This window comes from Streptomyces sp. NPDC059256, from assembly GCF_042753785.1.
Taxonomy (GTDB): domain Bacteria; phylum Actinomycetota; class Actinomycetes; order Streptomycetales; family Streptomycetaceae; genus Streptomyces.
On record NZ_JBHYZO010000005.1, the window covers coordinates 394086 to 420476 of the forward strand.

26 protein-coding genes are annotated in these 26391 nt (G+C 69.1%); 15 read left to right on the forward strand and 11 right to left on the reverse strand.

Translation table 11 applies throughout. The features are described 5' to 3' along the window. Positions 1–21 precede the first annotated feature (21 nt). From ACFXJL_RS15665 to ACFXJL_RS15675, 3 genes are all read right to left on the reverse strand, one after another. Positions 22–822, reverse strand: a complete 801-nt coding sequence (locus ACFXJL_RS15665) for an SURF1 family protein (protein ID WP_384692646.1) — start codon at positions 820–822, stop codon at positions 22–24. A 90-nt stretch (positions 823–912) separates the two neighbouring features. After that, positions 913–1146, reverse strand: coding sequence for a hypothetical protein (locus ACFXJL_RS15670; protein ID WP_358877598.1), 234 nt, complete (start codon positions 1144–1146; stop codon positions 913–915). 54 nt (positions 1147–1200) lie between these two features. Next, the gene (locus ACFXJL_RS15675; RefSeq protein ID WP_384692650.1) at positions 1201–2196 is read right to left on the reverse strand and encodes a DEDDh family exonuclease; all 996 of its coding nucleotides are present in this window, start codon (positions 2194–2196) and stop codon (positions 1201–1203) included. A 406-nt stretch (positions 2197–2602) separates the two neighbouring features. On the opposite strand from ACFXJL_RS15675, the gene ACFXJL_RS15680 reads away from it, so the two are divergent. The 3 genes from ACFXJL_RS15680 (at position 2603) to ACFXJL_RS15690 (ending at position 4408) form a co-directional block, all read left to right on the forward strand. Continuing rightward, positions 2603–3277 (forward strand): VIT family protein, encoded by a 675-nt coding sequence (locus tag ACFXJL_RS15680; RefSeq protein WP_384637834.1) that lies wholly within the window; start codon positions 2603–2605, stop codon positions 3275–3277. A 157-nt stretch (positions 3278–3434) separates the two neighbouring features. Then, positions 3435–3719, forward strand: coding sequence for a hypothetical protein (locus ACFXJL_RS15685; protein WP_384637766.1), 285 nt, complete (start codon positions 3435–3437; stop codon positions 3717–3719). After that, positions 3716–4408, forward strand: a complete 693-nt coding sequence (locus ACFXJL_RS15690) for a lysoplasmalogenase (protein WP_384692654.1) — start codon at positions 3716–3718, stop codon at positions 4406–4408. Before ACFXJL_RS15685 ends, ACFXJL_RS15690 begins: the two co-directional genes overlap by 4 nt. Before the next feature lie 232 nt (positions 4409–4640). On the opposite strand, the gene ACFXJL_RS15695 is transcribed toward ACFXJL_RS15690, so the two are convergent. Continuing rightward, positions 4641–6173: a S8 family serine peptidase gene (locus ACFXJL_RS15695; protein ID WP_358877596.1), complete on the reverse strand. Its 1533-nt coding sequence runs from the start codon at positions 6171–6173 to the stop codon at positions 4641–4643. A gap of 276 nt (positions 6174–6449) precedes the next feature. Between ACFXJL_RS15695 and ACFXJL_RS15700 the strand changes: the two genes are divergently transcribed. From ACFXJL_RS15700 to moaA, 3 genes are all read left to right on the forward strand, one after another. After that, complete coding sequence (locus ACFXJL_RS15700) at positions 6450–6830, forward strand: DUF485 domain-containing protein (protein ID WP_358877595.1); 381 nt, start codon at positions 6450–6452, stop codon at positions 6828–6830. Next, the gene (locus ACFXJL_RS15705; protein WP_358877594.1) at positions 6827–8464 is read left to right on the forward strand and encodes a cation acetate symporter; all 1638 of its coding nucleotides are present in this window, start codon (positions 6827–6829) and stop codon (positions 8462–8464) included. The genes ACFXJL_RS15700 and ACFXJL_RS15705 overlap by 4 nt, the downstream gene beginning before the upstream one ends. Before the next feature lie 304 nt (positions 8465–8768). Next, positions 8769–9758, forward strand: a complete 990-nt coding sequence (moaA, locus tag ACFXJL_RS15710; protein ID WP_358877593.1) for a GTP 3',8-cyclase MoaA — start codon at positions 8769–8771, stop codon at positions 9756–9758. A 94-nt stretch (positions 9759–9852) separates the two neighbouring features. Here the strand turns inward: moaA and ACFXJL_RS15715 are convergent, their stop codons facing one another. Both ACFXJL_RS15715 and ACFXJL_RS15720 read right to left on the reverse strand, forming a co-directional pair. After that, entirely contained in the window at positions 9853–10083 is a 231-nt protein-coding gene (locus tag ACFXJL_RS15715; protein WP_329016817.1) for a hypothetical protein, read from the reverse strand. Between the two features lie 213 nt (positions 10084–10296). Beyond that, positions 10297–10671, reverse strand: a complete 375-nt coding sequence (locus ACFXJL_RS15720; RefSeq protein WP_358877592.1) for a DUF3099 domain-containing protein — start codon at positions 10669–10671, stop codon at positions 10297–10299. 213 nt (positions 10672–10884) lie between these two features. On the opposite strand from ACFXJL_RS15720, the gene ACFXJL_RS15725 reads away from it, so the two are divergent. Beyond that, positions 10885–11160 (forward strand): GlsB/YeaQ/YmgE family stress response membrane protein, encoded by a 276-nt coding sequence (locus ACFXJL_RS15725; RefSeq protein WP_358877591.1) that lies wholly within the window; start codon positions 10885–10887, stop codon positions 11158–11160. Between the two features lie 152 nt (positions 11161–11312). On the opposite strand, the gene tyrS is transcribed toward ACFXJL_RS15725, so the two are convergent. The 3 genes from tyrS to ACFXJL_RS15740 all read right to left on the reverse strand — a co-directional run bounded on the left by tyrS (position 11313) and on the right by ACFXJL_RS15740 (position 15635). After that, positions 11313–12575, reverse strand: a complete 1263-nt coding sequence (gene tyrS, locus ACFXJL_RS15730) for a tyrosine--tRNA ligase (protein WP_329016808.1) — start codon at positions 12573–12575, stop codon at positions 11313–11315. Between the two features lie 56 nt (positions 12576–12631). After that, on the reverse strand, positions 12632–14026 hold the full coding sequence (locus ACFXJL_RS15735; protein ID WP_384692661.1) for a metallopeptidase TldD-related protein: 1395 nt from the start codon (positions 14024–14026) through the stop codon (positions 12632–12634). An 85-nt stretch (positions 14027–14111) separates the two neighbouring features. Then, positions 14112–15635, reverse strand: a complete 1524-nt coding sequence (locus tag ACFXJL_RS15740; protein WP_358877588.1) for a TldD/PmbA family protein — start codon at positions 15633–15635, stop codon at positions 14112–14114. Positions 15636–15866: 231 nt separating this feature from the next. On the opposite strand from ACFXJL_RS15740, the gene fabG reads away from it, so the two are divergent. From fabG to ACFXJL_RS15755, 3 genes are all read left to right on the forward strand, one after another. Next, the gene (gene fabG / locus ACFXJL_RS15745; RefSeq protein WP_358877587.1) at positions 15867–16586 is read left to right on the forward strand and encodes a 3-oxoacyl-[acyl-carrier-protein] reductase; all 720 of its coding nucleotides are present in this window, start codon (positions 15867–15869) and stop codon (positions 16584–16586) included. Between the two features lie 5 nt (positions 16587–16591). Continuing rightward, positions 16592–17362 carry an enoyl-ACP reductase FabI gene (gene fabI, locus ACFXJL_RS15750; RefSeq protein WP_358877586.1) on the forward strand — a complete coding sequence of 257 codons (771 nt, stop codon included), beginning with the start codon at positions 16592–16594 and terminating at the stop codon, positions 17360–17362. 207 nt (positions 17363–17569) lie between these two features. After that, the gene (locus ACFXJL_RS15755) at positions 17570–17917 is read left to right on the forward strand and encodes a hypothetical protein (RefSeq protein ID WP_358877585.1); all 348 of its coding nucleotides are present in this window, start codon (positions 17570–17572) and stop codon (positions 17915–17917) included. Between the two features lie 136 nt (positions 17918–18053). Here ACFXJL_RS15755 and ACFXJL_RS15760 read toward each other — a convergent pair whose 3' ends face one another. Beyond that, positions 18054–18767: a FadR/GntR family transcriptional regulator gene (locus tag ACFXJL_RS15760; RefSeq protein ID WP_384692666.1), complete on the reverse strand. Its 714-nt coding sequence runs from the start codon at positions 18765–18767 to the stop codon at positions 18054–18056. A gap of 102 nt (positions 18768–18869) precedes the next feature. On the opposite strand from ACFXJL_RS15760, the gene ACFXJL_RS15765 reads away from it, so the two are divergent. The 4 genes from ACFXJL_RS15765 (at position 18870) to ACFXJL_RS15780 (ending at position 21732) form a co-directional block, all read left to right on the forward strand. Next, complete coding sequence (locus ACFXJL_RS15765; RefSeq protein ID WP_384692669.1) at positions 18870–20225, forward strand: CynX/NimT family MFS transporter; 1356 nt, start codon at positions 18870–18872, stop codon at positions 20223–20225. Between the two features lie 4 nt (positions 20226–20229). Then, on the forward strand, positions 20230–20349 hold the full coding sequence (locus ACFXJL_RS15770) for an SGM_5486 family transporter-associated protein (RefSeq protein ID WP_329016784.1): 120 nt from the start codon (positions 20230–20232) through the stop codon (positions 20347–20349). Positions 20350–20524: 175 nt separating this feature from the next. After that, positions 20525–20725, forward strand: coding sequence for a hypothetical protein (locus ACFXJL_RS15775; protein WP_384692672.1), 201 nt, complete (start codon positions 20525–20527; stop codon positions 20723–20725). A 446-nt stretch (positions 20726–21171) separates the two neighbouring features. Next, a complete protein-coding gene (locus tag ACFXJL_RS15780; RefSeq protein WP_329016779.1) occupies positions 21172–21732 on the forward strand; it encodes a histidine phosphatase family protein in 561 nt (186 codons plus the stop codon). A gap of 165 nt (positions 21733–21897) precedes the next feature. Here ACFXJL_RS15780 and serB read toward each other — a convergent pair whose 3' ends face one another. After that, entirely contained in the window at positions 21898–23124 is a 1227-nt protein-coding gene (gene serB / locus ACFXJL_RS15785; RefSeq protein ID WP_358877581.1) for a phosphoserine phosphatase SerB, read from the reverse strand. Positions 23125–23822: 698 nt separating this feature from the next. Between serB and ACFXJL_RS15790 the strand changes: the two genes are divergently transcribed. Continuing rightward, positions 23823–26381: an FHA domain-containing protein gene (locus ACFXJL_RS15790; RefSeq protein ID WP_384692676.1), complete on the forward strand. Its 2559-nt coding sequence runs from the start codon at positions 23823–23825 to the stop codon at positions 26379–26381. Positions 26382–26391 lie beyond the last annotated feature (10 nt).

A 26391-nucleotide genomic window follows, 5' to 3' on the forward strand; every position in this document is an offset into this window, starting at 1 on the left:
CCGGGGGATCCGGATCTGCGTTTAGGCGCTGACGGGTGTGGCGGGGGTTCCGGGGGTGTCCACCCGGTCCGCTGCGGCCCGTCGGTCGCGCACCTCACGGCGTACGAGGACCACCCAGCCGATGGGCACCCCGGTCGTGAACAGCCACCACTGGATCGCGTACGCCATGTGCGCCCCGATCGAGTCGTGGTCGGGCTGGCCGATCCGCTCGGGCAGGTCGCCGGAGGGCCTGGGGTCCGTCAGCTCCAGATAGCCGCCGATGACGGGCATCCCGAGCGCCTTCGACTGTTGCGAGCTGTTGATCAGCATCACCTGGCGCGGCGGTAGCCCGGAGCGCTCCTTGATACCGCTGCCGCGTGAGGTCTCGTCGGCCTTCAACCGGCCGGTGACCGTCACCGTGCCCCGAGGCGCGGGCGGTACGTCGGGGAAGGCGTGCTGGTCGCCCCGGTCGTTGGGGACCCAGCCGCGGTTGACGAGCACCGCGCGTCCGTCGGCCATCACCAGCGGGGTCAGCACATGGAAGCCGACCCGGTCGTCGGAGTTGGTCCGCAACCGGACGACGACCTCCTTGTCCGTGGCGAAGGTGCCCGTGGCCGTCGCGCGCCGCCAGAAGTCGGAGCGGGGCACGGTGTGGCCCTCGGAGGTGAGCTCGGTCACGGGAACCGGTTGCGCCGCCAGGTTCTTCGCGATCAGCTCGTTCTGCACGACCCGGCGCTCATGGCGGTGGAACTGCCAGAAACCCAGCTCGATCATCGTGGGGATGAGAACGAGGCCGATGAGGGTGAGGATCACCCACTGCCGGGACAACAGGAAGCGGTACACGGCTTCGACCGTACCTGCTGGGCCGTGTCGCGCCGGAGCCGGGTCCCCGCCGAAACCGCTCGACGCCGTCGGGAGGTCGGGCGCGGCCCGTCACACCCGGTCGACGATCCCCACCTGGCCCTCCGCGCGGGCGCAGTGCGCCCCGCAGTACCAGTGGCCCTCGACCTCGACGCCCTGGCCGATGATCTGGACCCGACAGTGCTCGCAGATGGGCGCCATGCGGTGGATGGCGCAGGAGAAGCAGTCGAAGACGTGCACCGCGCCCTGCGCGTGCACCTCGAACGACATGCCGTACTCGTTTCCACAGACCTCACAACGTGCCATGGGCCACAGGGTGCGGCCCCGCCTGTCCGTCTTCGGAGGCGGCACGCCCGGTCGTCACCCGTCTGCCGGGCTCACGTCCCTGAGCAGCTGGGTGAAGGCGGCCTCGTCGACGATCGGCGTGCCGTACTGCTTGGCCTTCAGCGACTTCGACGTGGCGGCGTCCGGATCGTTGGTCACCAGCAGGCTCGTCAGCCGCGACACGCTGGTCGCGATGTGTAGCCCGGCCTCGATCGCCCGGTCCTCCAACAGCTCCCGGTCGACGGAGGTGTCTCCCGAGAAGGCCACCCGCATCCCCTGTTGCAGGGTGGAGCCCACCTCGTAGCGTCCGGGGTTGGGGTAGGGACAGGCCGGTCGCTTGCGCGCGGGGCGCCAGCTGCCGGCACCGTACCTCCCGTACGACGCCGATCGGCCGTACGAGGGCTGCTGGCCGATGCGGGGCGTCGAGGTGTCGACCCACTCGGTCAGGGGGCGGCACTCCAGGAGCGGGAGCCGCAGACCGTCCTTGGCCGCGGCCCGCAGACTGGGCCGGAACGCCTCGGCCAACACCCGTGCGTCGTCCAGCGCGTGGTGCGCGCGCTGCTGGACCACGCCGAAGTGCGCGGCGAGGGATTCGAGCTTGTGGTTGCTCAGCGGCAGCCGCAGTTCCTTGGCGAGCGCGATCGTGCACAGGCGCTGTCTGACCGGTGCGGTGCGGCCGGCCCGTGCGTACTCCCGGGCGATCATCGACCAGTCGAAGAGGGCGTTGTGGGCGACGAGCACCCGCCCGTCCAGCCGCTCGGAGAAGGCGTCGACGATGTCCCCGAAGAGAGGGGCGCCTTCGAGCACATCACTGGTGAGGCCGTGGATCCACACCGGCCCCGGATCGCGCTCCGGGTTCACCAGCGTGTACCAGTGGTCCTGGACGTCTCCCCGGGTGTCGAGGCGGTAGACGGCAGCAGAGACTATCCGGTCGTCCCGAGCGAGTCCGGTGGTCTCCACATCGACGACCGCATACCCCTCGGGATATGCGGTCGGCCATGTCGTTGCTGCTGTCGCGCTGTCGTCGAGCATGGTCACAGAGAATACGGGCCACCTGAGACAGCGTCCGATCCCCCTGCCCGGTACGCTCCTTGTGGCCCTTTGCGCCCCCTACGCGCCCCCGGTCCGGGTGCGCGGAGCCCGCACCCGATCTGGCGGGGGGTCAACCATGTCCGTGACAGGGCCAAGAGACGCTCCGTCCGTTCGCGGTACGGCCGGGTCCGGGCCCTCGGCGGTCTATCCAGCCGGAGGAGTCCGCCCGACGCCGTTCATGGGCGGGTCGATCCGCGCCTTCGCTCCGACTCGGTGAGACTCTCCCGAGGTGAGCGCTGACGAACCGCACGATCCGTTCCCCGCGGCACCCGGAGGCGGCTCATATCCGGGCGGAGCACCTGACGACCCGTCCACCGCGCCCCCCGGTCACGAGCCCCACGGCGATGTGCTGGGAACCCGGCTGAACTGGCTACGGGCCGCCGTCCTCGGATCCAACGACGGGGTGGTCTCCACCGCGGGACTCGTGGTGGGCGTCGCCGGAGCCACCGGGGACCGCGGCACCCTCCTGACGGCCGGGCTCGCCGGGCTGCTCGCCGGCTCGATGTCCATGGCAGCCGGCGAGTACGTGTCCGTCTCGACGCAGCGAGACTCCGAACGGGCCGCGCTCGCCGTCGAACGCAGGGAGTTGCGGGAGCAGCCGGAGGCCGAACTCGACGAGCTCACCGATCTCCTGGCGGAACGAGGGCTCTCCGCCCAGGTCGCCAGGGAAGCCGCGGTCCAACTCACCGAGCGGGACGCCCTGCGTGCCCATGCGCAGGTGGAACTGGGCATCAACCCGGACGCCCTCGCCAATCCGTGGCACGCCGCGGTCGCCAGCTTCCTCGCCTTCACGGTCGGTGCGCTGCTCCCGCTCCTGGCGATCGTGCTGCCGCCGGCTTCGGTGCGGCTGTGGGTCACGGTCCTGTCCGTGCTGGCCGCGCTGGCGATGACGGGCTGGTGGAGCGCGCGACTGGGCGCGGCGCTGGTGCCGCGCGCCGTGCTGCGCAACGTCGGTGGGGGAGCGCTGGCGATGGGCGTCACCTACGCGGCCGGCTCCCTGCTGGGGGCTGCCGGAGTGTGATCGCACCCGGGTGGTTCCGGCAGGCGCGGCCCCGATGCCGTGGGTCGTGCCGGACGCCCGCTTGGCAGAAGTCACCAAAAGTTGCTGACATCATGTCTCGCATACTTGTCGGTAACACCGTCTAGCCTGTCCGCCGAACCGCCTCTACCGTGCCACCATGCCCAATCCATCCGATGCCGTGGTGTGGTCCCCGCCCGCGTTCGTGCTGCTCACCGTCGTGGAGATGACCCGCTGGCGACTCCGCCCCGACGGTCGGGCCGCGCGCCACGAAGCCCGGGACGCCGTCACCAGCCTGGGCAGTCTGCTCACCGACCTTCCGGGCGAGATCCCCTTCCTGCGCGACCGCCTCCTCGGCTCGTTCGCACCGGAGCAGGAGCGTTCCGTCGTCGGGCTCACCGAGAACACCACCACCCACAACCCGCCGCGGGTGGCCACCTCATGAGCGCGCGGTACGAGGTCCGTCCGACACCGGACGCCCCGGGGCACGCGCGACGGTACAGACCGCTCGTTCCTGCGGGCACGGCCGGCCGGGTCCTGCTGGTCGCCTTCGCAGCGGCGCTGGTCGGTGATCTCGCCTCCCTGCTCGCCGACGCAGAACTCGGCCACCGCATCGCCAAACCGTTGCTGATGCCGCTGCTCGCCGCCCTGGTGATCGTCCACCGGGGTCCCCGGCTGTTGGTCGCTGCACTCATCTGCGGCTGGGGAGGCGATGTGTTCCTACTCGGCGACTCTGACCTGGCGTTCCTCGCGGGCATGGGGTCCTTCGCGCTGGGCCATCTGTGCTACCTGACGCTGTTCGGCCGCGCCCGGACCCCCCGGGGCTCCGTCCTCGTCTACGGGGTGGCGCTGGTCGGCGCCGTCGCAGCCCTGTGGCCCGGCCTGCCCGCCGAACTGCGGGTGCCCGTCGCCGGCTACTCGCTCCTGCTCACCGCCATGGCCTGGCGATCGACCGCGCTGGGTTTCGCGGCCGGCGTCGGCGGGGCGCTGTTCCTGATCTCGGACCTGATCATCGCCACCGGGGTCGCCGACTGGCCCCAACCGCCGGCGTCCGACTTCTGGATCATGCTCCTGTACGCGGTGGGGCAACTGCTGCTGACCCTCGGGGTGCTCGCCCGGCAGCCGCGCCACTGACGGCGGGCTGAAGCGGGTCTCAGCCCGGGAGCCCCACGGCCCCAGACCTAGCAGCCCCACAGCCCGCAGAGCTTTGGAATCACACTGCCGGGAGATACCAACAGGGGCCGGACGCCCGTGCTCGGCGTCCGGCCCCTGTTTCCTGTGCGCCCTACCGCGTCCGGCCCGGTCAACGCCCCTTCACGGGGTCGCTGCCGACCGTTGCCGCGGCTCTGTGCGTGGCGCTTCGGCGCTACCGGCGTACGGCGTCGAGGGCGTCGGCGACACCCTCACCGTAGAAGCCGTTCTTGCCCTTGCCGCCCTCGCACACCGCGTCGACGACACCGTCGCCGTTGAGGTCGTACGGGTTGGTGCAGGCCCGGTTGTCGGCCTGTGCGTACAGCAGGGCCTTCACCGCGGCCGGGGACGCCTGCGGGTGCTTCGACTTGATGAGCGCCACCACGCCCGCGACGTGCGGCGAGGCCATCGACGTACCGGCCTTGTAGCCGTACTTGTTGTTCGGCAGCGTGGACAGGATGCGGCCGTCGGTCGCCGGTGCGTCCGGCTTCTGGAGGGCCGTGCTGTCACCGCCGGGGGCGGAGACGTCGACCACGCCGTTGCCGTAGTTCGAGAACGACGACTTCAGCCCCTTCGCACCCAGCGAGGACGTGGTGACGACGCCCGGCAGCTGCGTCGGGATGTCGAGGCACACGCTCGGGTCGACCACACGGTCGACCGGGGTGCTGTCATTGGGGCTGCTGCCGTCGTTCACCTGGTCGGACGCCAGGTCCGTACGGCTGTTGCCCGCCGCCGCCACATTCACGGCGCCCTTGCGCTCGGCGTACCGGGTCGCCCGGGTGACAGCCTCGACGAGGGCCTTCTGGTCCGGGTCGTTCTTGCAGTTGAACAGCCACGGGTCCACGTAGTAGCTGTTGTTGGTCACCTCGACGCCGCGCTCGGCCGCCCAGATGAAGCCGCAGACGACGGCCTCGGTGTAGAAGAAGCCGTCGGGCGTCGACACCTTGATGCCGGAGACCTTGACGCCCGGCGCGACCCCGGTGACGCCGACGCCGTTCTTGGCCGCCGCTATGGTGCCGGCGACGTGCGTGCCGTGGTCGCTCTCGCCGGCGGCGGGCCGCCAGGAGCCGGCGGTGGTGTCCGGCTTGCCGGTGACGCAGTTCGCGGATGCGGCCTGGTCGAAGTTGGGCGCGAGGTCGGGGTGGGTGTCGTCCACACCGGTGTCGATCACGGCGACCGTGACCCTCTTGCTGCCCTGCGACTTCTTGTGCGCTTGGTCGGCCTTGATGGCCGGCAGGCTCCACTGGAGGGGTTCGAGCGGATCCTGGTCGTCCTGTGCGGTGGCCGCGGCGGACTTCGCCTCCTGGGCGGTCAGGGGCCGCGCCGAGTCGATCGAGGTGTCCGTCGCGGTCGTCAGCGGCGCGGTCCTGGTGGAGCCTGCCGACACCACGCCCTTGACCTTCCGGATCTCCGGGCCGAAGTCCGGGTTCTGCGAGTGGACGACGATGACGCCTATCTGGTCATAGGCGATCACCACCGTTCCGCCCGCTCTCGCTATCGCCTTCTTCACCGAGGCAGCCGTGTGGGATCCGCTCGTGACGTTCACCACGTACGACAACTTCGGGCCGTCCGCCACCACTGCGGCGGGTACTTCGGCCGGGGTGGCAGCCGAGGCAGCTCCCGCGGGCAGGAAGCCGAGCGAGGCCGTGAGCGCCAGACCCGCAGGCAGCGCAATCGCTCGACGCCGCTTGGACCGCAGATGAGCCATGGGTTCTCCACATCATCCGTGACAACCGTCCAAACACGGGGTGCGCTTGGACGCGTACATGACCAGCGAAGCTATCGCCGATCTTGATCGCCATCAATGTCCGAGCGGAAACCGTCACCAAAAAAGGCCGATGTTGAACCGGTCCGGCGCGCTCACCGTGCCGTTGTCAGGAGGTGGAGCACCATCACAACCCTCCAGTGCCTCCTGAATAGCGAAGGTAATTCCACTTTGACCACCATGCCTGTCCCCACCCCTCCCGCGTCACCAGGAGAAGCCGTGGCATCCGACGCAGCGCCGCCGCCCCAGGGCGAGACCGGCACCACCCCCGCCCAGCCCACCACCGAGCAGTTCATCGCGGTGCAGGAGAGCGCGGAGTTCGGCGAACTGCGCCACACCTACCGCTCGTTCGCCTTTCCCCTGACCGTCGCGTTCATCATCTGGTACCTGCTGTACGTCCTGCTGTCGAACTACGCGGGCGGCCTCATGGGCACCAAGGTCTACGGCAACATCAACGTGGCCCTGGTCTTCGGCCTCGCCCAGTTCGCCACCACCTTCCTCATCGCCTGGCTGTACTCCCGGCACGCCGCGGCGAAGCTCGACCCCAAGGCCGAGGCGATCAAGTCCCGCATGGAATCCCGTACGGAGGCAGGCGGATGAGCGACACCCTGCACCTGGCCGCCACCGCACTGGCGGCCGAGAACGCCACCACCGAACACCGGCCCCTGATCATCACCCTGTTCGCCGCGTTCGTCGTGGCGACCCTGTTCATCACGGTGTGGGCCGGCCGCCAAACCCGCAGCGCCGCCGACTTCTACGCGGGCGGACGCCAATTCACCGGCTTCCAGAACGGCTTGGCGATCTCCGGCGACTACATGTCCGCCGCCTCGTTCCTCGGCATCGCCGGCGCCATCGCGCTCTTCGGCTACGACGGCTTCCTCTACTCCATCGGCTTCCTCGTCGCCTGGCTGGTCGCCCTGCTCCTGGTCGCCGAACCCCTGCGCAACTCGGGCCGCTTCACCATGGGCGACGTCCTCGCCTACCGGATGCGCCAACGCCCGGTGCGCACCGCTGCCGGCACCTCCACCATCGTCGTCTCGATCTTCTACCTGCTCGCACAGATGGCCGGCGCGGGCGTGCTGGTCTCGCTCCTCCTCGGCATCACCAACGACGGCGGCAAGGTCCTCATCGTCGCCCTGGTCGGTCTGTTGATGATCCTCTACGTCACCATCGGCGGAATGAAGGGCACCACCTGGGTGCAGATGGTCAAGGCCGTCCTGCTGATCGCGGGCACCCTGCTCATCACCTTCCTGGTGCTGCTCAAGTTCAACTTCAACATCTCCGAACTCCTCGGCACCGCCGCCGACAAGAGCGGTCACGGCGCGGCCTTCCTGGAGCCCGGACTGAAGTACGGGGCGACCGGCACCTCCAAGTTGGACTTCATCTCCCTGGGCATCGCGCTCGTCCTCGGCACCGCAGGACTGCCGCACATCCTCATCCGCTTCTACACGGTCCCCACCTCCCAGGCCGCCCGGAAGTCGGTCAACTGGGCGATCGGGATCATCGGCGGGTTCTATCTGATGACGATCGCCCTCGGATTCGGTGCCGCGGCCATCGTCGGGCAGACGGAGATCTCCGAGTCCAACAAGGCCGGCAACACTGCGGCACCGCTGCTCGCCCTCCACATCGGCGGTACGGACTCCGCCGGCGGGGCGATCCTGCTCGCGGTCATCTCGGCGGTCGCGTTCGCCACGATCCTCGCGGTCGTCGCCGGGCTCACCCTCGCCTCGTCCTCGTCGTTCGCGCACGACATCTACGCCAATGTGATCCGCAGGGGCCAGGCGACCGAGAAGGAAGAGGTCCGCGCTGCCCGCTGGGCGACCGTCGCCATCGGCGTCGTCTCCATCGGGCTCGGAGCACTCGCCCGCGACCTCAATGTGGCCGGACTGGTCGCCCTCGCCTTCGCGGTCGCCGCATCGGCGAACCTGCCGACCATCCTGTACAGCCTGTTCTGGAAGAGGTTCACCACCCAGGGCGCCCTGTGGTCCATCTACGGCGGACTGATCTCCTCCGTGGTGCTGGTGCTCTTCTCGCCGGTCGTCTCCGGCAAGCCCACCTCCATGTTCAAGGACCTGGACTTCTACTGGTTCCCCCTGGAGAACCCCGGCATCGTCTCCATTCCCCTCGGATTCCTCCTCGGCTTCCTCGGCTCACTGCTGGGCAAGGAGGAGCCGGACCGCGGCAAGTACGCGGAACTGGAGGTCAAGTCCCTCACCGGTACCGGAGCCCACTGAGCCGCACGGGCACGGTACGGGGGCCAGGGCGCAGGAAGCCGCCGCCCTGGCCCCCTCATACGTCGGCGCCGCTGCACGATCCCCGCTCAAGACGCCCAAGGACGCCCAAGGACGCCCAAGGACACTGCCCTGCGAACCCCGCCCGCCCACCGGCACCGTCGATCGTCGGACCCCTGACGTAGGCTCGACAGAGGCAGGGAGCAACGACGGCGATCCACGCCCATCGCGCCTTGCCCAGACAAAGACGTACATACGTCAGTTCCGCTGGGAATTCGCTGGGATTCGCCGGGAAAGGGGGCCCGCGGTGCTCGTCGATACCTATGGCCGGGTCGCCACCGACCTTCGTGTCTCGCTGACCGACCGCTGCAATCTGCGGTGCACCTACTGCATGCCGGAAGAGGGCCTCCAGTGGCTGGCCAAACCGGATCTGCTCAGCGATGACGAGATCGTCCGGCTGGTCGACATCGCCGTTTCCCTGCTGGGAGTCACCGAAGTGCGCTTCACCGGCGGCGAGCCGCTGCTGAGGCCAGGACTGGTCGGCATCGTGGAACGTTGTGCGGCTCTCGCACCCCGCCCGAGGCTCTCCCTCACCACCAACGGCATAGGTCTCAAGCGCACCGCGGTCGCCCTGGGCGCCGCCGGGCTGAACCGGGTCAACGTCTCCCTCGACACCCTGCGCCCGGACGTCTTCAAAACACTCACGCGGCGCGACCGACACCACGATGTGATCGCGGGACTGGAGGCCGCCCGAGAAGCCGGCCTCACCCCCGTGAAGATCAATACGGTTCTGATGCCCGGCCTCAACGACGACGAGGCCCCGGAACTGCTCGCATGGGCCATCGAGAACGCCTACGAACTGCGCTTCATCGAGCAGATGCCCCTCGACGCCCAACACGGCTGGAAGCGCGACGGCATGATCACCGCGGGTGACATCCTCACCTCGCTGCGCACCCGCTTCACGCTCACCCCCGAAGGGGACGACCGGCGCGGCTCCGCCCCCGCCGAGCGCTGGATCGTCGACGGCGGCCCCCACCAGGTCGGAGTGATCGCCTCCGTCACCCGTCCGTTCTGCCACGCCTGTGACCGCACCCGGCTCACCGCCGACGGTCAGGTGCGCAACTGCCTGTTCGCCCGCGAGGAGACCGATCTACGGGCCGCCCTGCGCTCGGACGCACCCGATGAGGACATAGCCGAGCTGTGGCGGCAGGCGATGTGGGGGAAGAAGGCGGGTTCGGGCCTCGATGACCCGTCCTTCCTCCAGCCGGACCGGCCCATGTCGGCGATCGGCGGCTGAGGGATCGTTCCGCGGCCGGGAGCGTCCCGAGCACCCCGGCGGCAGTGAGCGGTGGCCAACGCCGTCCCGATCGCTGCGAAGCGGGTGACGAGGGCTAGCGGCCGGCGTCCCCCGCGCCCGAAGCCTCCCATTCCGCCAGCGGCACACAGTCCTTGAGGAATCCGCGGAGGCTGAGGAACTGGGAGAGGTGTTCCCGGTGTTCCTCGCACGCGACCCAGGTCTTGCGGCGCTCGGGAGTGTGCAGCTTCGGGTTGTTCCAGGCCAATACCCAAACGGCTGGCGCACGGCAGCCCTTGGCGGAACAGATCGGGGTCTCTTCGCTCACCAGCACATTGTCCACAACAAACGACGCCGAGCAGCCACGGGGGGAGCTGCCCGGCGTCGGTCCGTCGCTCCGACGGGGGATGCGGAGCGCGTAGGCAGTATGTCACGCACCATGGGGTGGGAGGCACTGGAACTTCATGATTGATCTGAGCTTTTCCTGAGGTTCGAGAGCACTCCGTACCGGCGGTACGGGCGTCGATCGCACCCCGTGAGCTCAAGCGCCCCGCGGACGATGTGCCTCGGTCCCGAAGGCGGCCGGTTCCGATGGGGATTCCGGGTCGGATGCCCCTTCCATGGGCGCGATCATCGGACGGACCGGTGTGGAGAGGTAGGCCGACGGCAGCGAAGGCGCGTTCTCCCGGCCGGCGTTGGCGATCACCACGGCGATGTACGGGAGCAGGATGCCGAGGGCCAGGGCCACGATCGCCACATGGCGCTCCACGTTCCACAGCACGGCGCCCAGAACCACCGAAACCGTTCGTACGGACATCGAGATCACATAGCGACGCTGACGGGCCCGTACGTCGTCGGCGAGCCCCGCTCGCGCTCCCGTGATCCGGAAGACCTCCGCGTGTGCCTGCTTCCGCATCACATTCCACCACCCGAGTCCACTGTCGGACACTCCCTGGCCCTGACCGTCCCACCGTAGCCCGCCGCTGTGACGGCCACGAGAGCGGGTCGGATCCGATGCGTGCCGGCACTGGGTCACACCACGTATGGAGCTGCCCGACATGCGCCGTACGGACTATGGGCTGACACTTGCGGCATAACTGCTCACGCAGAGCCGTACGAGGAGGCAGCAATGGGCTGGTTGTGGGCGATCATCGTGGGATTCGTGCTGGCACTGATCGCCAAGGCGATCCTGCCCGGAAAGCAGCACCTTCCCTTGTGGCTGGCCACCATCTGCGGCATCGGCGGTGCGGTGCTCGGCAACTGGGCCGCAGGCGGGATGGGCATCGAGGAGACCCCCGGCTTCGACTGGGGGCGCCACGCACTCCAGCTCGTCTTCGCCGTCGCCCTGGTCTTCCTGGGAGACCGGGCGTGGATCGCGATGAAGGGCAACAAGCAGAGAGCCTGAGCGGGCCAGGCCCCCGATCGAGCGGGGTCGCGCAGCGACACGGCGGGCGCACCGATACGGCGAGTGCACCGATACGGCGAAAGGCGGCCACCCGGGCTCATCCCGAGTGGCCGCCTTCTCGTCGTAACACTGGCGCCGCTGGCGCAACCGCGTCAGCCCAGTTCGACGGCGGCCAGGTTCTTCTTGCCCCGCCGCAGGACCAGCCAGCGGCCGTGCAGCAACTCCCCGGCATCCGGTACCGCGTCCTCGGCCGTGACCTTGACGTTGTTCACGTAGGCCCCGCCCTCCTTGACCGTGCGCCGGGCCGCAGACTTGCTCGTGGCCAGTCCCACCTCGGTGAACAGATCGACGACCGGCGCCAACTCGGCGACCTTGGCATGCGGCAGCTCCGAGAGCGCGGCCCGCAGCGTCGGCTCGTCCAACTCAGCCAGCTCGCCCTGCCCGAACAGCGCCTTCGACGCGTGCACCACGGCGGCGCACTGCTCCGCGCCGTGCACCAGCGTCGTCAGCTCCTGGGCCAGCGCCCGCTGGGCGGCCCGCGCCTGAGGACGCTCCTCGGTCGACCGCTCCAGCTCCTCGATCTCCTCGCGCGACGCGAAGCTGAAGATCCGCAGGAACTTGGAGACGTCCCGGTCGTCCGCGTTCAGCCAGAACTGGTAGAAGGCGTACGGAGTGGTCCGCTCCGGGTCCAGCCAGATCGTGCCGGACTCCGTCTTGCCGAACTTGGTGCCGTCGGCCTTCGTGATCAGCGGCGTCGCCAGGGCGTGCACCCCCGCGTCCGGCTCGACCCGATGGATCAGATCCGTACCGGCGGTGAGGTTGCCCCACTGGTCGCTGCCACCGGTCTGGAGCGTGCAGCCGTGTCGGCGGTACAGCTCCAGGTAGTCCATCCCCTGGAGGATCTGGTAACTGAACTCGGTGTAGCTGATCCCCGCGTCGGAGTTCAGCCGACGGGCGACCGCCTCCTTCGCGATCATCTTGTTGACCCGGAAGTACTTCCCCACGTCACGGAGGAAGTCGATCGCCGACAGACCCGACGTCCAGTCCAGGTTGTTGACCATGGTCGCCGCGTACGGGCCCTCGAAGTCGAGGAACCGTTCGATCTGCGCCCGCAGCCGCCCGACCCAGGCGGCGACCGTCTCCGGGTCGTTCAACGTCCGCTCGGAGTTGGGCTTGGGGTCACCGATCAGCCCGGTGGCCCCGCCGACCAGCCCCAACGGAAGGTTCCCCGCCAGCTGGATGCGCCGCATGGTCAGGATCTGCACCAGATTGCCCAGGTGCAGACTGGGAGCGGTCGGGTCGAAGCCGCAATAGAACGTGACGGGACCGTCCGCGAACGCCTTCCGCAATGCGTCCTCGTCAGTGGACAGGGCGATCAGCCCGCGCCACTGCAGTTCGTCGACGATGTCCGTCACTTCTCTCGCATCTCCTTCAGAGTCATCACACGGCCCGATGGTGGGCCCCTTCGAGGTTATACGCCCCGGCTGACCGAGCTCATATTGAAATCGGGTACCCGCAGCGCCGGCATGGCCGCCCGGGTGAACCAGTCGCCCCACTCCCGCGGCAGCGTCTTCTGCGTACGGCCTGCCTCCGTCGCCCGGGAGAGCAGATCGACCGGTGACTCGTTGAACCGGAAGTTGTTCACCGCACCGACCACCTCGCCGCCCTCCACCAGATAGACGCCGTCCCTGGTCAGCCCGGTCAGCAGCAGGGTCGCCGGATCGACCTCACGGATGTACCAGAGGCAGGTCAACAGGAGCGCGCGACCGGTCGTCGCTGCCACCATCTCCTCCAGCGAGCGCCCGTTGCCCCCGTCCAGGATGAGGTTCCCGGCCCCCGGAGCGACCGGCAGCCCCGTCAGCCCGGCGCTGTGCCGCGTGGTCACCAGATGCTCCAGCCGCCCGCCGCGCACCCAATCCGTCGCCGACAGCGGCAGACCGTTGTCGAAGACGGAGGCGTCATCGCCCGAGGAATGGGCGATCACGAACGGCGCCGACTCCAGACCGGGCTCGTGCGGGTCGCTGCGAAGCCTCAACGGCAGCGGCGACAGCGTCTCTCCCACCCGGGTGCCGCCCCCCGGCTTGGAGAAGACAGTACGGCCCTCGGCGGCATCCCGCGCCGCCGCCGACCACAGCTGGTAGATCAACAGGTCGGCGACCGCCGTCGGCGGCAACAACGTCTCGTACCGCCCGGCCGGCAGTTCGATCCGACGTTCGGCCCAGCCGAGCCGCTGCGCCAGTTCCGCATCGAGATCGGCCAGGTCCACGTCCTGGAAGTCACGGGTGGCCACCCCCGCCCAGGCAGATCGGGAACGGTCAGGGGACTTGGCATTCAGCTCCAGCGTGCCGTTCGGCTGGTCGTGCCGCAGCCGCAGCCCCGTGGACGTCCCCAGATAGGTCGAGGTCATCTCATGGCTGGCGAAGCCGTACAGCTCGCGCCCACCCGCCCGGGCCCGGGCGAAAGCCTCCCCGAGAGCCGGAGCGAACCGCGCGAACACGGCCGAAGAGGTCTCAGCCGGCGCGTCCCGGAAACCGGCCGTGGGCTCCGCGTCCCCGACCAGGGGCTGGGCGTCCTCGGCGGGATCGGACTTGCGGGCGGCGGACTCCGCGGCCCGTACCAGCGGCTCCAGCTCATCGGCGGTCACAGCGGACCTGGACACCACACCGGAAGCGGTGCCCTGCGACCCGTCGACCGTCGCGATGACCGTGAGGGTCCGGCCCCGCGTGACCCCGTTCGTCGTCAGCGCGTTCCCCGCCCAGCGCAGATTGGCGGAGGACTGCTCGTCGGCGATCACCATGCAACCGTCGGTCGAGGACAGCTCCAGCGCCCGTTCGACGATCTCGTACGGCTTGCTGCTACGGCTCATCGAACGCTCTCCTGGGTGGCGAAGCGGAAGGACCCCGGGCGCGACGCACGGCGCCCCGCCCCGGTGACGTTGCACGGGAGCGAGGTCATCGACCCGCCTCCTGGTTGGTGTTGAGGATGTCCACACCGCGAAACAGCGCGGTGGGGCAGCCGTGGGAGACCGCCGCCACCTGTCCGGGCTGTGCCTTCCCGCAGTTGAACGCCCCGCCCAGCACATAGGTCTGCGGGCCGCCCACCTGCTCCATGGACCCCCAGAAGTCCGTCGTCGTCGCCTGGTACGCGACGTCCCGCAACTGCCCGGCGAGCCGCCCGTTCTCGATCCTGAAGAACCGCTGCCCGGTGAACTGGAAGTTGTAGCGCTGCATGTCGATCGACCACGAACGGTCGCCGACCACATAGATCCCGCGCTCGACCCCACCGATGAGGTCCTCGGTGGACAGACCGCCCGCCACCGGCTGGAGCGAGACGTTCGCCATCCGCTGCACGGGCACATGGCTGGGGGAGTCGGCGTAGGCGCAGCCGTTGGACCGTCCGAGGCCCGTCAGCTTCGCGATCCGCCGGTCCGTCTGATAGCCGACCAGCGTTCCGTCCTTGATCAGGTCCCAGGACTGGGCCTTGACGCCCTCGTCGTCGTATCCGACGGTGGCGAGCCCGTGCTCCGCGGTCCGGTCCCCGGTCACATTCATCATCGAAGCGCCGTACTCCAACTTGCCCAGCTGGTCGAACGTGGCGAACGAGGTGCCCGCATAGGCCGCCTCGTAGCCGAGTGCCCGGTCCAACTCGGTGGCGTGGCCGATCGACTCATGGATGGTGAGCCACAGGTTCGACGGGTCGACCACCAGGTCGTAGCGGCCCGCCTCGACGCTCGGGGCCCGCATCTTCTCGGCCAGCAACTCCGGGATCCGCTCCAGCTCGCCCTCCCAGTCCCAGCCGGTGCCGGTCAGATACTCCCAGCCCCGGCCCGCGGGCGGGGCGATCGTCCGCATCGAGTCGAACTCGCCGGTCGTCTCGTCCACCGCGACCGCGCTGACCTGCGGATGCAGCCGCACCCGCTGCTGGGTCGTGACGGTGCCCGCGGTGTCCGCATAGAACTTGTTCTCCTGCACGGTCAGCAGCGACGCATCCACGTGCGCGACACCGCTTGCCGCCAGCAGCCGCGCACTCCACTCCGCGAGGAGCGCCGTCTTCTCCTCGTCGGCTACCTCGAACGGATTGATCCGGTACGAGGAGATCCAGGTCTTGTCCGCATGGACGGGCTCGTGCGCCAACTCGACCCGCTCGTCCGAGCCGGCCGCCGCGATCACCTGGGCCGACAGCTTGGCCATGGCCACCGCCTGCCCCGCGACCCGCGCAGCCGCATCCATCGTCATATCGACACCGGAGGCGAACCCCCACGCGCCGCCGTGGACCACCCGCACCGCATAGCCGAGATCCGTGGTGTCCGACGACCCCGACGGCTTGGCGTCCCGCAGCCGCCACGCGGCGCTGCGCACCCGCTCGAAGCGGAAGTCGGCGTGGTGGGCGCCCAGCGCGCGTGCTCGGGCGAGCGCCGCGTCGGCGAGCGCCCGCAGCGGCAGCGCCGTGAACGACGCGTCGATGGAATGGGCCACGGATGTCTCCTGTCCTCGGTGACCGGTCGCCCCGATGAGCCGACCCCGGTCGCCCTGATCATGTCGCGCCCGAGCACCCGTTGCCCACCCTGTTTCGTCGCCATTGCCCGGTGGCGTTCTGTAGGGACCCCACAGTGACGCGAGGTAGGCGCTGTCAGTGCCCGATTCTCCGGGAGGCGGGCGGGACCGATAGTTTCGGAGGTACCAGACCGCTATCGAAAGGGTGATCCGTTGAGCCGCTCGGTTCTCGTCACCGGAGGAAACCGGGGCATCGGCCTCGCCATCGCCCGAGCCTTCGCCGACGCAGGCGACAAGGTCGCGATCACGTACCGCTCCGGCGAGCCGCCCGAGGCCCTCACCCAGGCCGGCTGCCTCGCCGTTCGCTGCGACATCACCGACACCGAGCAGGTGGAGCAGGCGTACAAGGAGATCGAGGAGAAGCACGGCCCGGTGGAGGTGCTCATCGCCAACGCCGGCATCACCAAGGACCAGCTGCTGATGCGGATGTCCGAGGAGGACTTCGTCTCCGTCCTCGACACCAACCTCACCGGCACCTTCCGGGTCGTCAAGCGCGCCAACCGCGCGATGCTGCGGGCCAAGAAGGGCCGCGTCGTGCTGATCTCGTCCGTCGTGGGTCTGCTCGGCTCGGCCGGACAGGCCAACTACGCAGCGTCCAAGGCCGCCCTGGTCGGCTTCGCCCGCTCGCTCGCCCGTGAGCTCGGCTCGCGGAACATCACCTTCAACGTCGTGGCCCCCGGTTTCGTCGACACCGACATGACCAAGGCGCTCACCGAGGAACAGCGCGCCGGCATCGTGGAACAGGTGCCGCTCGGCCGCTATGCGCAGCCGGAGGAGATCGCCGCCACCGTGCGCTTCCTCGCCTCCGACGACGCCTCGTACATCACTGGAGCCGTCATTCCCGTTGACGGCGGATTGGGCATGGGTCACTGATCGCCATGAGTGGAATTCTCGCCGGCAAGCGCATTCTCGTCACAGGCGTCCTCACCGACGCGTCCATCGCCTTCCACGCGGCCAAGGTCGCCCAGGAGGAAGGCGCGGAAGTCATCCTCACCGGCTTCGGTCGGCTCAGCCTCGTGGAGCGCATCGCCAAGCGGCTGCCCAAGACGGCACCCGTCATCGAACTGGACGTCACCAACCAGGAGCACCTGGACTCGCTCGCCGACAAGATCCGCGAGCACTCCAGCGACGAGAGCGGCCTCGACGGCATCGTGCACTCGATCGCCTTCGGCCCACAGGGGGCGTTCAACTTCCTGGAGGCGGGTTGGGAGGACGTCTCGACCGCCGTCCAGGTCTCGGCGTACTCCTACAAGTCGCTGACGATGGCCTGCCTGCCGCTGATGGAGCGCGGCGGCTCCGTCGTCGGCCTCACCTTCGACGCACAGGTCGCCTGGCCGAAGTACGACTGGATGGGTGTGGCCAAGGCCGCCCTGGAATCCACCAACCGCTACCTCGCCCGTGACCTCGGTCCGAAGAACATCCGCTGCAACCTGATCTCCGCGGGGCCCATCAAGTCGATGGCCGCCAAGTCGATCCCCGGCTTCGAGGACCTGGCGGACGTGTGGAACCACCGTGCGCCCATCGGCTGGGACCTGGCCGACCCGGACCCGGCGGGTCGCGGTGTCGTCGGACTGCTGTCGGACTTCTTCCCGCGTACGACCGGCGAGATCGTCCACGTCGACGGCGGCGTCCATATGATGGGCGCCTGACCTGCATCGAACCGCCCTTGTGCGGCTCTGACGACGCCCCCGCTCCCCACCGAGGAGGAGCGGGGGCGTCGTCGTGCACGGCGTCGGGTAACTCGTTCGGCCCTCAAGGCTCGCGGCCAGGGCGACGGGCCGCCAGGCTGGGAGGCGATCCCCCCTTGTGGTGCAGCCGCGGCCACCCGCCGCAGTACGGCCGAGGAGGTCCAGCCCGTGCATGTGATCCGGTGCTCAGCGTCCGTACTGGTGGCGCTCTCAGCAGTGTTCTGTGCCGCCCCCGGGGCCCTCGGCGAGCCCCAGCGCGATCGACCCGAACCCCAGCGGTACGAGGCGTTCTGCCGAACGGTCGTCGACGGCTCCACCGCCACCGCCCATTGCAACAACCCCTACCCCGGCAGCGACCGGGTCCGGTTGCACATCGAGTGCGAGCGCTGGTGGGACCTGGACGTCGACAGCGCACCGGTCCTGGTGGCACCGGCGGGCTACGTGGAGTTGACGGGCCGCTGCTGGAAGGAGATCGGCGCGGTCTGGATCAGCCACCAGCCCGTCGCCTATCCCTGACGATCGACAACGGCCGACTGGGTGCTGCGTTCCTCTGGTGTCGTGCCCCTGCCGAGGTCAGAAGCGGATTCCGCGCCGGGCGCCACCGGCCCTCTCCGCGCCACCGGCCCTCTCCGCGCCACTGGCCCTCTCCCCGCTACTGGCCCCCGCCGTCGTGTCCGTGGTCGTCGCGGTGCCCGTGTTCGTCCACGGAGCAGAGGAAGGGATACGCAGCGGCCTCCGCTGACGCACGCTCCCCGTCCTGGGCACGGATCGCCTCGACCAGCCGCCCATGGTCCACATGTCGTTCCGGATCGAGTTTCCGGCCCACGTCCGCACGGAGCCAGTCATGCAGCAGATGGCCGAGGTCCGCGTACAACTCGATGAGCACCTCATTGTGCGAAGCGCTCACCACCGCCAGATGGAACGCCACATCGGCGGCGACGAAACGCTCCGCATCGCCCGTGGCCCACGCCTCCTCCCGCCGGGCCAGCAGCGCGTCCAACAGCCGTAGATCGGCTTCCGTGCGTCGCTGCGCCGCCCGGTCGGCCGCCGAGGACTCCAGGGTGGAGCGCACCTCGGCGATGTCCCGGGGCAGCGCCCCGGCGAACCGCCGGTGCATCACCCCCGCCAGCTCGCTGGTGGCGAGGACGTACGTCCCCGATCCCTGTCGGATGTCCAGCAGACCGTTGTGCGCCAGCGCACGGACGGCCTCCCGGACGGTGTTGCGCGCTACGCCGAGCAGCTCCACCAGCTCCGGTTCGGTCGGAATGCGCCTACCCACGGGCCACTCACCCGACGTGATCTGGTGGCGCAGTTGGGCGATCACCTGGTCGGTGAGCCCCGAACGGCGGGGAGAGGTCAGCGGCATGGCGCTCCTGGCGCGATGAGGGACGGATCGAACCGATCGAGTCAGATCGAATCAGATCGAACCGCCAGAAGGGAATACATCCAATGATTCTATGATGGGGCGATGCCCCCGGACAGGACCACCCAGAAGCCCGTGACAGCCGCCCCCCAGCTCGTCACCGAAGGGCCGGCCCGGCCGGCCGCGCCCTGGGGCACCTGGACCGTGCGTCTGATGATCCTGGGGATCGTGCTCGCCGCGCTCAATCTGCGACCCGCCATCACCAGCCTCGGCGCCCTGTTCGAGGAGGTGCGGACCGGACTGGGCATGAGCGGATCCATCGCGGGCCTCCTCACGGCCGTACCGCCCCTGTGCTTCGCGCTCTTCAGCCCTGCGGTGCCGTGGCTCTCGCGCCGCTTCGGCCCCGCGACCGTGGTCTGCGCGGGCATGGCGGCCGTCGCCGGAGGGCTGCTGCTGCGGCCCTTCTCCGACGGCACGGCCGGCTTCCTGGCCGCCAGTGCCCTCGCCCTGATGGGGATCGCCGTCACCAACGTGCTCATGCCGGTGCTCGTCAAGCGGTACTTCCCGGACCGGGTGGGCTCCATGACCGGGCTCTACTCCATGGCGCTCTCGCTGGGGACCGGTCTGGCCGCGGCGGCGACCGTCCCCCTGACCGATGCGCTCGGCGGCAGTTGGCGCCTCGGCCTCGGCCTCTGGGCGACCCTCGCGGCCGTCGCGGTGCTTCCCTGGTTGGTGGTACTCCGACCGCTCAGGGCCGCCGAACGAAGGCCGCAGACGGCGGAGCCCGGGCAGCCGTCGGTGGCGCGGAGCGGGGCAGGGAACACCGCCCTGGCCGTCACCCCTGCCGATATCGCCCCCGCCCGCAGGGCAGCGAGTCTGCTGCGCAGCCCCACCGCCTGGGCGTTGACCGGGTACTTCGGGCTCCAAGGGGCCGGCGGCTACACCGTCATGGGCTGGATCCCGCAGATCTTCCGCGACGCCGGAGTCTCGGCCCGGACAGCCGGTCTTCTCCTTGCCGTGATCATGGCCCTGGGGGTGCCCCTCGCCTTCGCCATCCCACGGCTCGCCGCCCGCTTGCGCAACCAGGGACCCATCGTCGCCGTGCTCGGGCTGTGCGGACTGGGCGGATACACGGGCCTGTACTTCGCCCCGGCGGCCGGCGCATGGGCCTGGGCCCTGCTGATAGGGGTCGCCAACTGCGCCTTCCCGCTCGCGCTGACCATGATCGGGATGCGGTCGAGGACCGCGACCGGCGTCGTACGGCTCTCCGCCTTCACCCAGTCCGTGGGCTATCTGATCGCCGTGCCGGTGCCGCTGCTGGTCGGGGTCCTCTACCAGCACAGCGGGGGCTGGGGACTGCCGATCAGTCTGATGGCGGGACTGCTCGTACCGCAGATCGCGTTGGGGGTCCTCGCAGGGAGGGACCGGACGATCGAGGACGAGACGGGGATGCGAGACTGAGGAGATGAAGCCAGTCCTCGATCCGAATCCCCAGAACGGCCAGAAGAAGCTTCTCCTGATCTTCGGCACGATGATCGCCCTCTTCGTCGTGATGGGCATCATCGCGACCATCGCCTCTCCCTGATCGGCCCGTCGGCCGTCCTGACGGCATCCCGGGGGAGGGTGGGGTTAGCACCACCATCCCCTAGGGGGCCAGGTTCAGGGACAAGTGGGTGGGTCACCGGATGGGCCCGTCAGCTCACGATCCGTAGGTTTTTGCGTAGCGGAGCAGACCAGCGGACGACCCTGAGGAGACGGCCATGTCGGCGCACTCGCCCACCCCTTCCCCCACCGTCGGTGCCAGCGGTGTCCGGCTTCACTGGTGGGCGTTGGTCCTGCCGATGCTCGCCTTCGTGTTCCTGCTGCTGCTGATTGCGGATCCTGCCCAGGCGCAGTCCGCGGGTGGGGAGAGCGGGATCGGTGATCTCGTCGCCTATCTGCGGCAACTGCTGTTCCCCTGAACCGTCGCAGCGCTTCTCCCGCTGGCTTCCGCAGCACTGCTGGTTTCCGCAGCCCGTTGAGTTGATGTGAGCGGACCCGGCAGCGACACCATCGCCTGCCGCCTGCCGCCTGCCGCCTGCCGCCCGCCACGCTTCTGCTCGATCTGGTCCGCCAACTGCCCTGCGCGTGTGTGATCGCCGACGTCGGTCGGTAGGTCGCCCCGGCGTTCTCCCTCGCTGGACCCGCTGGACCCGCTGGACCTGCTGGACCCACCTGACCTGCCGCCCCCGGCACCAACGATTCCCTTCCCGCGGGCCTCCCGTCCACCGCCGCCCCAGCCGCGTCCTCAAGGACTTCGCCGCGCTCCGGACCGTCCCCGCCAGGGCGTCGTCATGGACTCGGTCGAGGAGGGTGAGCCCGTCAACACCCCGCGCCCGCTGGCACATTTCATGCGAAGCTGGGGTGCATGAGCGTCGCCACGTCTTCCGGAGGGACAGCCCCCGGATCGCCCGCATCGTCCGCAGCCCGCACGATCGTTCTTCTTCGCCACGCCAAGGCCGAATGGTCGGACGAGTCCGACCACGAGCGCCCGCTCGCCGAGCGGGGCCGCAAGGACGCACCGGTGGTCGGCCGCCAGCTCGCTGGGACCGGCATTCCGATCGACCTCGCCATCTGCTCGACCGCCACCCGGACCCGCGAGACATGGAAGCTGGCCGTCCACGAGCTGCCGCACCGCCCTCGGACGAGCTACGAGGAGCGACTCTACGATGCGTCCCTCGGCGAGCTCATCGCCCTGCTGAGCGAGACCTCCGACGAGGTGAACAACGTTCTGGTCATCGGCCACAACCCCGGCATGCACGCCCTCGCGGACGCCCTCGCGGGTGAGACCGAGGGCGACCTCCTGCCCCGGATGAACCGCAGCGGCTTCCCGACCTCGGCCTACGCGGTCATCGCCTTCAATGGATCCTGGAAGTCACTGGAACACGGAGTGGGCACCCTGCGCGACTTCTGGACGCCACACTCCTGAGCTTGAGCATCGCTGGTGGCGCTCGCTCCGCACGACGCGCCGACAGGAACGGTCCTCACGATCGGCACCCGGCCCCAGAGGCCGAACAGGCCCCGGCTCGCGCCGGGGCCTCTGCTGCTTCATCGGTACGGCCGCGTCCCCGCGTCCCCATGGGGCTGACGGCGATCAGTAGTCGGCGGGTCCGTCGTCCGCGCCGTCCGCGGCCTCGACCTCTTCCCGGGTGATCCCGAGCAGATAGAGCACCGTGTCCAGGAAGGGCACGTTCACGGCGGTGTGCGCTGCCTCGCGCACCACGGGCTTGGCGTTGAACGCCACCCCGAGACCGGCCGCGTTGAGCATGTCCAGATCGTTCGCACCGTCGCCGATCGCCACTGTCTGCGCGAGCGGTACGCCCGCCTCCGCGGCGAACCGGCGCAGCAGTCGCGCCTTGCCCGCGCGGTCCACGATCTCACCCGTCACTCGACCGGTGAGCTTTCCGTCCACGATCTCCAGGGTGTTCGCCGATGCGAAGTCCAGTCCGAGCCGTTCCACCAGGTCATCCGTGACCTGGGTGAATCCGCCCGAGACCACGCCCACTTGGAACCCGAGGCGCTTCAGCGTCCGGATGAGGGTCCGGGCGCCGGGAGTCAGTCGTACCTCCGCGCGCACCTTGTCCACCACCGATGCGTCGAGCCCCGCGAGCAGGGCCACCCGTGCATGGAGGGACTGCTCGAAATCCAACTCGCCGCGCATCGCCGCCGCCGTCACTTCGGCGACCTTGTCCTCGCACCCGGCGTGAGCGGCGAACAGTTCGATGACCTCGTCCTGGATGAGCGTGGAGTCCACGTCCATCACCACCAGCCGTTGGGCCCGCCGGTGCAGCCCCGCGGACACCACGGCCACATCGACGCCGATCGCCGACGACTGGGTGGCCAGAGCCGTCCGCAGCTGCTCGGTCTCAGCGCCGGAGACCGCGAACTCCACGGCGGTCACCGGATACTTGGCCAGCCGGAAGATGCGGTCGATGTTGCCGCCGACCGAGGTGATACGAGCCGTTATGGCCGCCGTCGCCTCCGCGGTCAGCGGGTGCCCCAACACGGTGACGTGGGAGCGGCCACTGCCGCGCGGCCGGTTGTCGCCGGTGCCCGAGATGATCTCGGCCTGGAGCTTCAGGCCCTCGGCCCAGCTGTGGATGGTGGCTCGGAGGTCGCCTTCGTCGGCCCCGGCCGAGGTGGGCGCGGTGACCAGGGCGCACAGGACGAGCCTGCCCCGGGAGACGACCTGTTCGATGTCGATGACGTCGACGGAGTAGGTGGCAAGAGTGTCAAAGAGTCCGGCGGTGATCCCGGGGCGGTCCTTCCCGAAGATCTTGACGAGAAGGGTGCGTACGTCGGAGGTCTGCGAAGCGCTCATGGTTCCTCCACCGTATCCGGCGGGCCCGTGCCGAGACGCACCGTCCCGATAGGCGGACATTCGGCCGCACTCGTCACCGTACGCCGAGGTGGTGCGGTTCGCCCGGCCCCGGCCCCCGCCTCAGGCCCGGCTGAGCGCACCGGCCCCCGCCTCGACCCCGGCCCCGGCTGAGCGCACCGGCACACGCCACGGCCGGTGCATAGCTCCTGGCGGTGCGGTGCGACTGCCCGGGTGGCTCGATATCGACGGCGGTGGGGACGCTGTTGCCCCGGCGACCTGACGGGGGAGAGGTCCAGGACCATGCCGGGCGCCTGTCGTCGCGCCAGGAGCGTGGCGCCCCACTGATCCGGGCGCACTCCCCGGAGGCGCCCCGCCCCGATGTTCGCCCCGAGGGCAGAACGGCCCTGCTCAGCAGGAGTGCAAAGGGAACAGTGCATTCCTTCTGGTGTGCTCGTGCCCGGCCGCCCTTCCGATCCACTCCATGGGTGTTATCGGGTGATTGCACCGCATTCCAGCGGATCTACCTACGATGTATGCACTTCGCATGATCAATGATCTTTGCTCCGCCGTCCGCGACAGTCGCTCCCAGGGTCTTCACGAGGCCCGACTTCCCCAGGTCGGACCAAGCCTGAAATAGTTCCCCACGATGTTCGCCATCCCTAGACTCCCTGCGACGGGGGTAATTCGGGGGACAAGTAGTGGGGCATGGAGTGCGGGAACTCGTACTGGAATTGAACGGAAGGACCTGGACCCTTGATCCGTCCAGGTCGTACACCCTGGGGCGGGATCCACAGGGGGACATGGTGGTGGAGGACGCCAGGGTCTCCTGGCGGCACGCCAGCGTCAGCTGGGGCGGCCACACCTGGGTGATCGAGGATCACGGCAGCACGAACGGCACCTATGTACAGGGCCAGCGCATCCAGCGGACGGAGATAGGCCCGGGCTCGGCCGTCCATCTGGGCAACTCCACCGACGGTCCACGACTCATGCTGTCCACCGCGACGGCCGATGTCCACGGCGGAGTCCCCGGGCACGGTGGAGTCCCCGGGCGGGGTGCAGTCGCCGGGCACGGTGGGATCGCCGGGCAGGGCGTTGGACGTCACCCCCAACACCAGGCGCCGGAGCCACCGCCCGAGGCGCGGCACAACTGGCCGGAGCCCGACCACGGGGGCTGGCAGCCGCAGAACGGACCGGGCATTCCCGAACAGGGCGGACAACGCCCCGGGACCCCTCCCGTGCACGGGGACCGCAGCCCGACGACCTTCTACCAACTCTCCCTCGGCCGGGTGATGCGCATCGGTCGTGCCCTGGAAAATGAGCTGGTCGTCTCCGACCTGCAAGTCTCCCGCTACCACGCCGAGTTCACCGCCACCCCCGACGGCCGCTTCCAGATCCGCGACCTCGGATCCCACAACGGCACGTACGTCAACGGTCAGCCGATCACCAACTCGGGCACCGTCAACATCGGCCCCAACGACATCGTGGGCGTCGGCCACTCCACCTTCCGTATCGTCGGCGATCGACTCGAAGAGTTCGTCGACACCGGAGAGGTCTCCTTCTCCGCACGCCACCTCACCGTCACGGTCGACGGTGGCAAGCAGATCCTGCGGGACGTGTCCTTCGGCGTGCCGGAGAAATCCCTCATCGGAGTCATCGGCCCCTCGGGTTCGGGCAAGTCCACCCTGCTCAAGGCCCTCACCGGCTATCGGCCGGCCAACCAGGGCGATGTGCTCTACGACAACCGCAGCCTCTACCGGCAGTTCGCCGAGCTGCGCCAACGCATCGGGCTGGTCCCGCAGGACGACATCCTGCACAAGGAGCTGACCGTACGGAAGGCACTGAAGTACGCCGCCAAACTCCGCTTTCCCGGCGACACCGCCGAGAGCGAGCGCGAGGCACGGATCGACGAGGTGCTGGGCGAGCTCAAGCTCGACATCCACAAGAACAAGAAGATCACCTCGCTCTCCGGCGGTCAGCGCAAGCGCGTGTCCGTGGCGCTTGAACTGCTCACCAAGCCCTCGTTGATCTTCCTCGACGAGCCCACGTCGGGACTCGACCCCGGCATGGACCGCGATGTGATGCAGTTGCTCCGCGGACTCGCCGACGACGGCCGTACCGTCCTCGTCGTCACGCACTCCGTCGCCGAACTCCAGCTCTGCGACAAACTGCTGGTCATGGCGCCCGGCGGTTCGGTGGCCTACTTCGGCCCACCGGAAGAGGCCCTCAACTTCTTCGGATACACCACCTGGGCCGATGTGTTCTCGGCGTTCGAGAACTACCGGGACTACGACTGGGCGGGTCGCTGGCGCGGCTCACAGCACTACCAGATGTACGCGGCGGACATCGACGCCGTCGCCGCGCAGTCGGTGAACATGCCCTCACCCCAACAACTGCGCCCCCCGAAGCCGCAGAGCTGGGGCTCCCAGCTGTTGACCCTGATGCGCCGGTACGTCTCCGTCATCGCGTCCGACAAGGGCTTCATGGGTCTGATGGTGATCCTGCCCGCCGTCCTCGGCCTGGTCAGCGTGGTCATCCCGGCCGACTTCGGACTGGCCGCACCCAATGACGGCAGATCCAAGTTCAACGGCGACGCCGGCACGATCATGCTGATCCTCGCGGTGGGCATCACCTTCTCCGGTGCCGCCAACTCCGTACGAGAACTGATCAAGGAACGGGTGATCTACGAACGGGAGCGCGCCACCGGCCTCTCCCGCTCCGCGTACCTGATGTCCAAGGTGATCGTCCTCGGCATGATCACCGCCCTCCAGGCCGTGATCATCTGCGGCATCGGCTTCGCCCCCCGCCGGCTGCCCGAAGAGGGCCTGCTCATGCCGCCCGCGGTCGAACTCTGTCTGGTGATCACCGCACTGGGCTTCACCTCGATGATGTTCGGCCTGGTCATCTCCTCGCTGGTGAAGACCGCCGAGAAGACCATGCCGCTGCTGGTGATGTTCGCGATCGTCCAGGTCGTGTTCACCGGCATCCTCTTCAAGGTGTACGGATCACCCGGTCTGGAGCAGTTCGCCTGGCTGATGCCCTCCCGCTGGGCCATCGCCGGCGCCGGCTCCACCCTGGACCTCGGCCGGCTGATGCCCCCGTGGGACCACAAGAACCCGGACGACCTGGACCCCCTGTGGGAGAACACGGTCACCCAGTGGGGCATCAACATCACCGTCCTGCTCGCGATCGGCGTCCTCTGCGGCTTCCTCGTGGCCCGACTGCTGCGCCGCCACGAGCCCGAGGTCATGCGCAAGTAGCGACGACCGG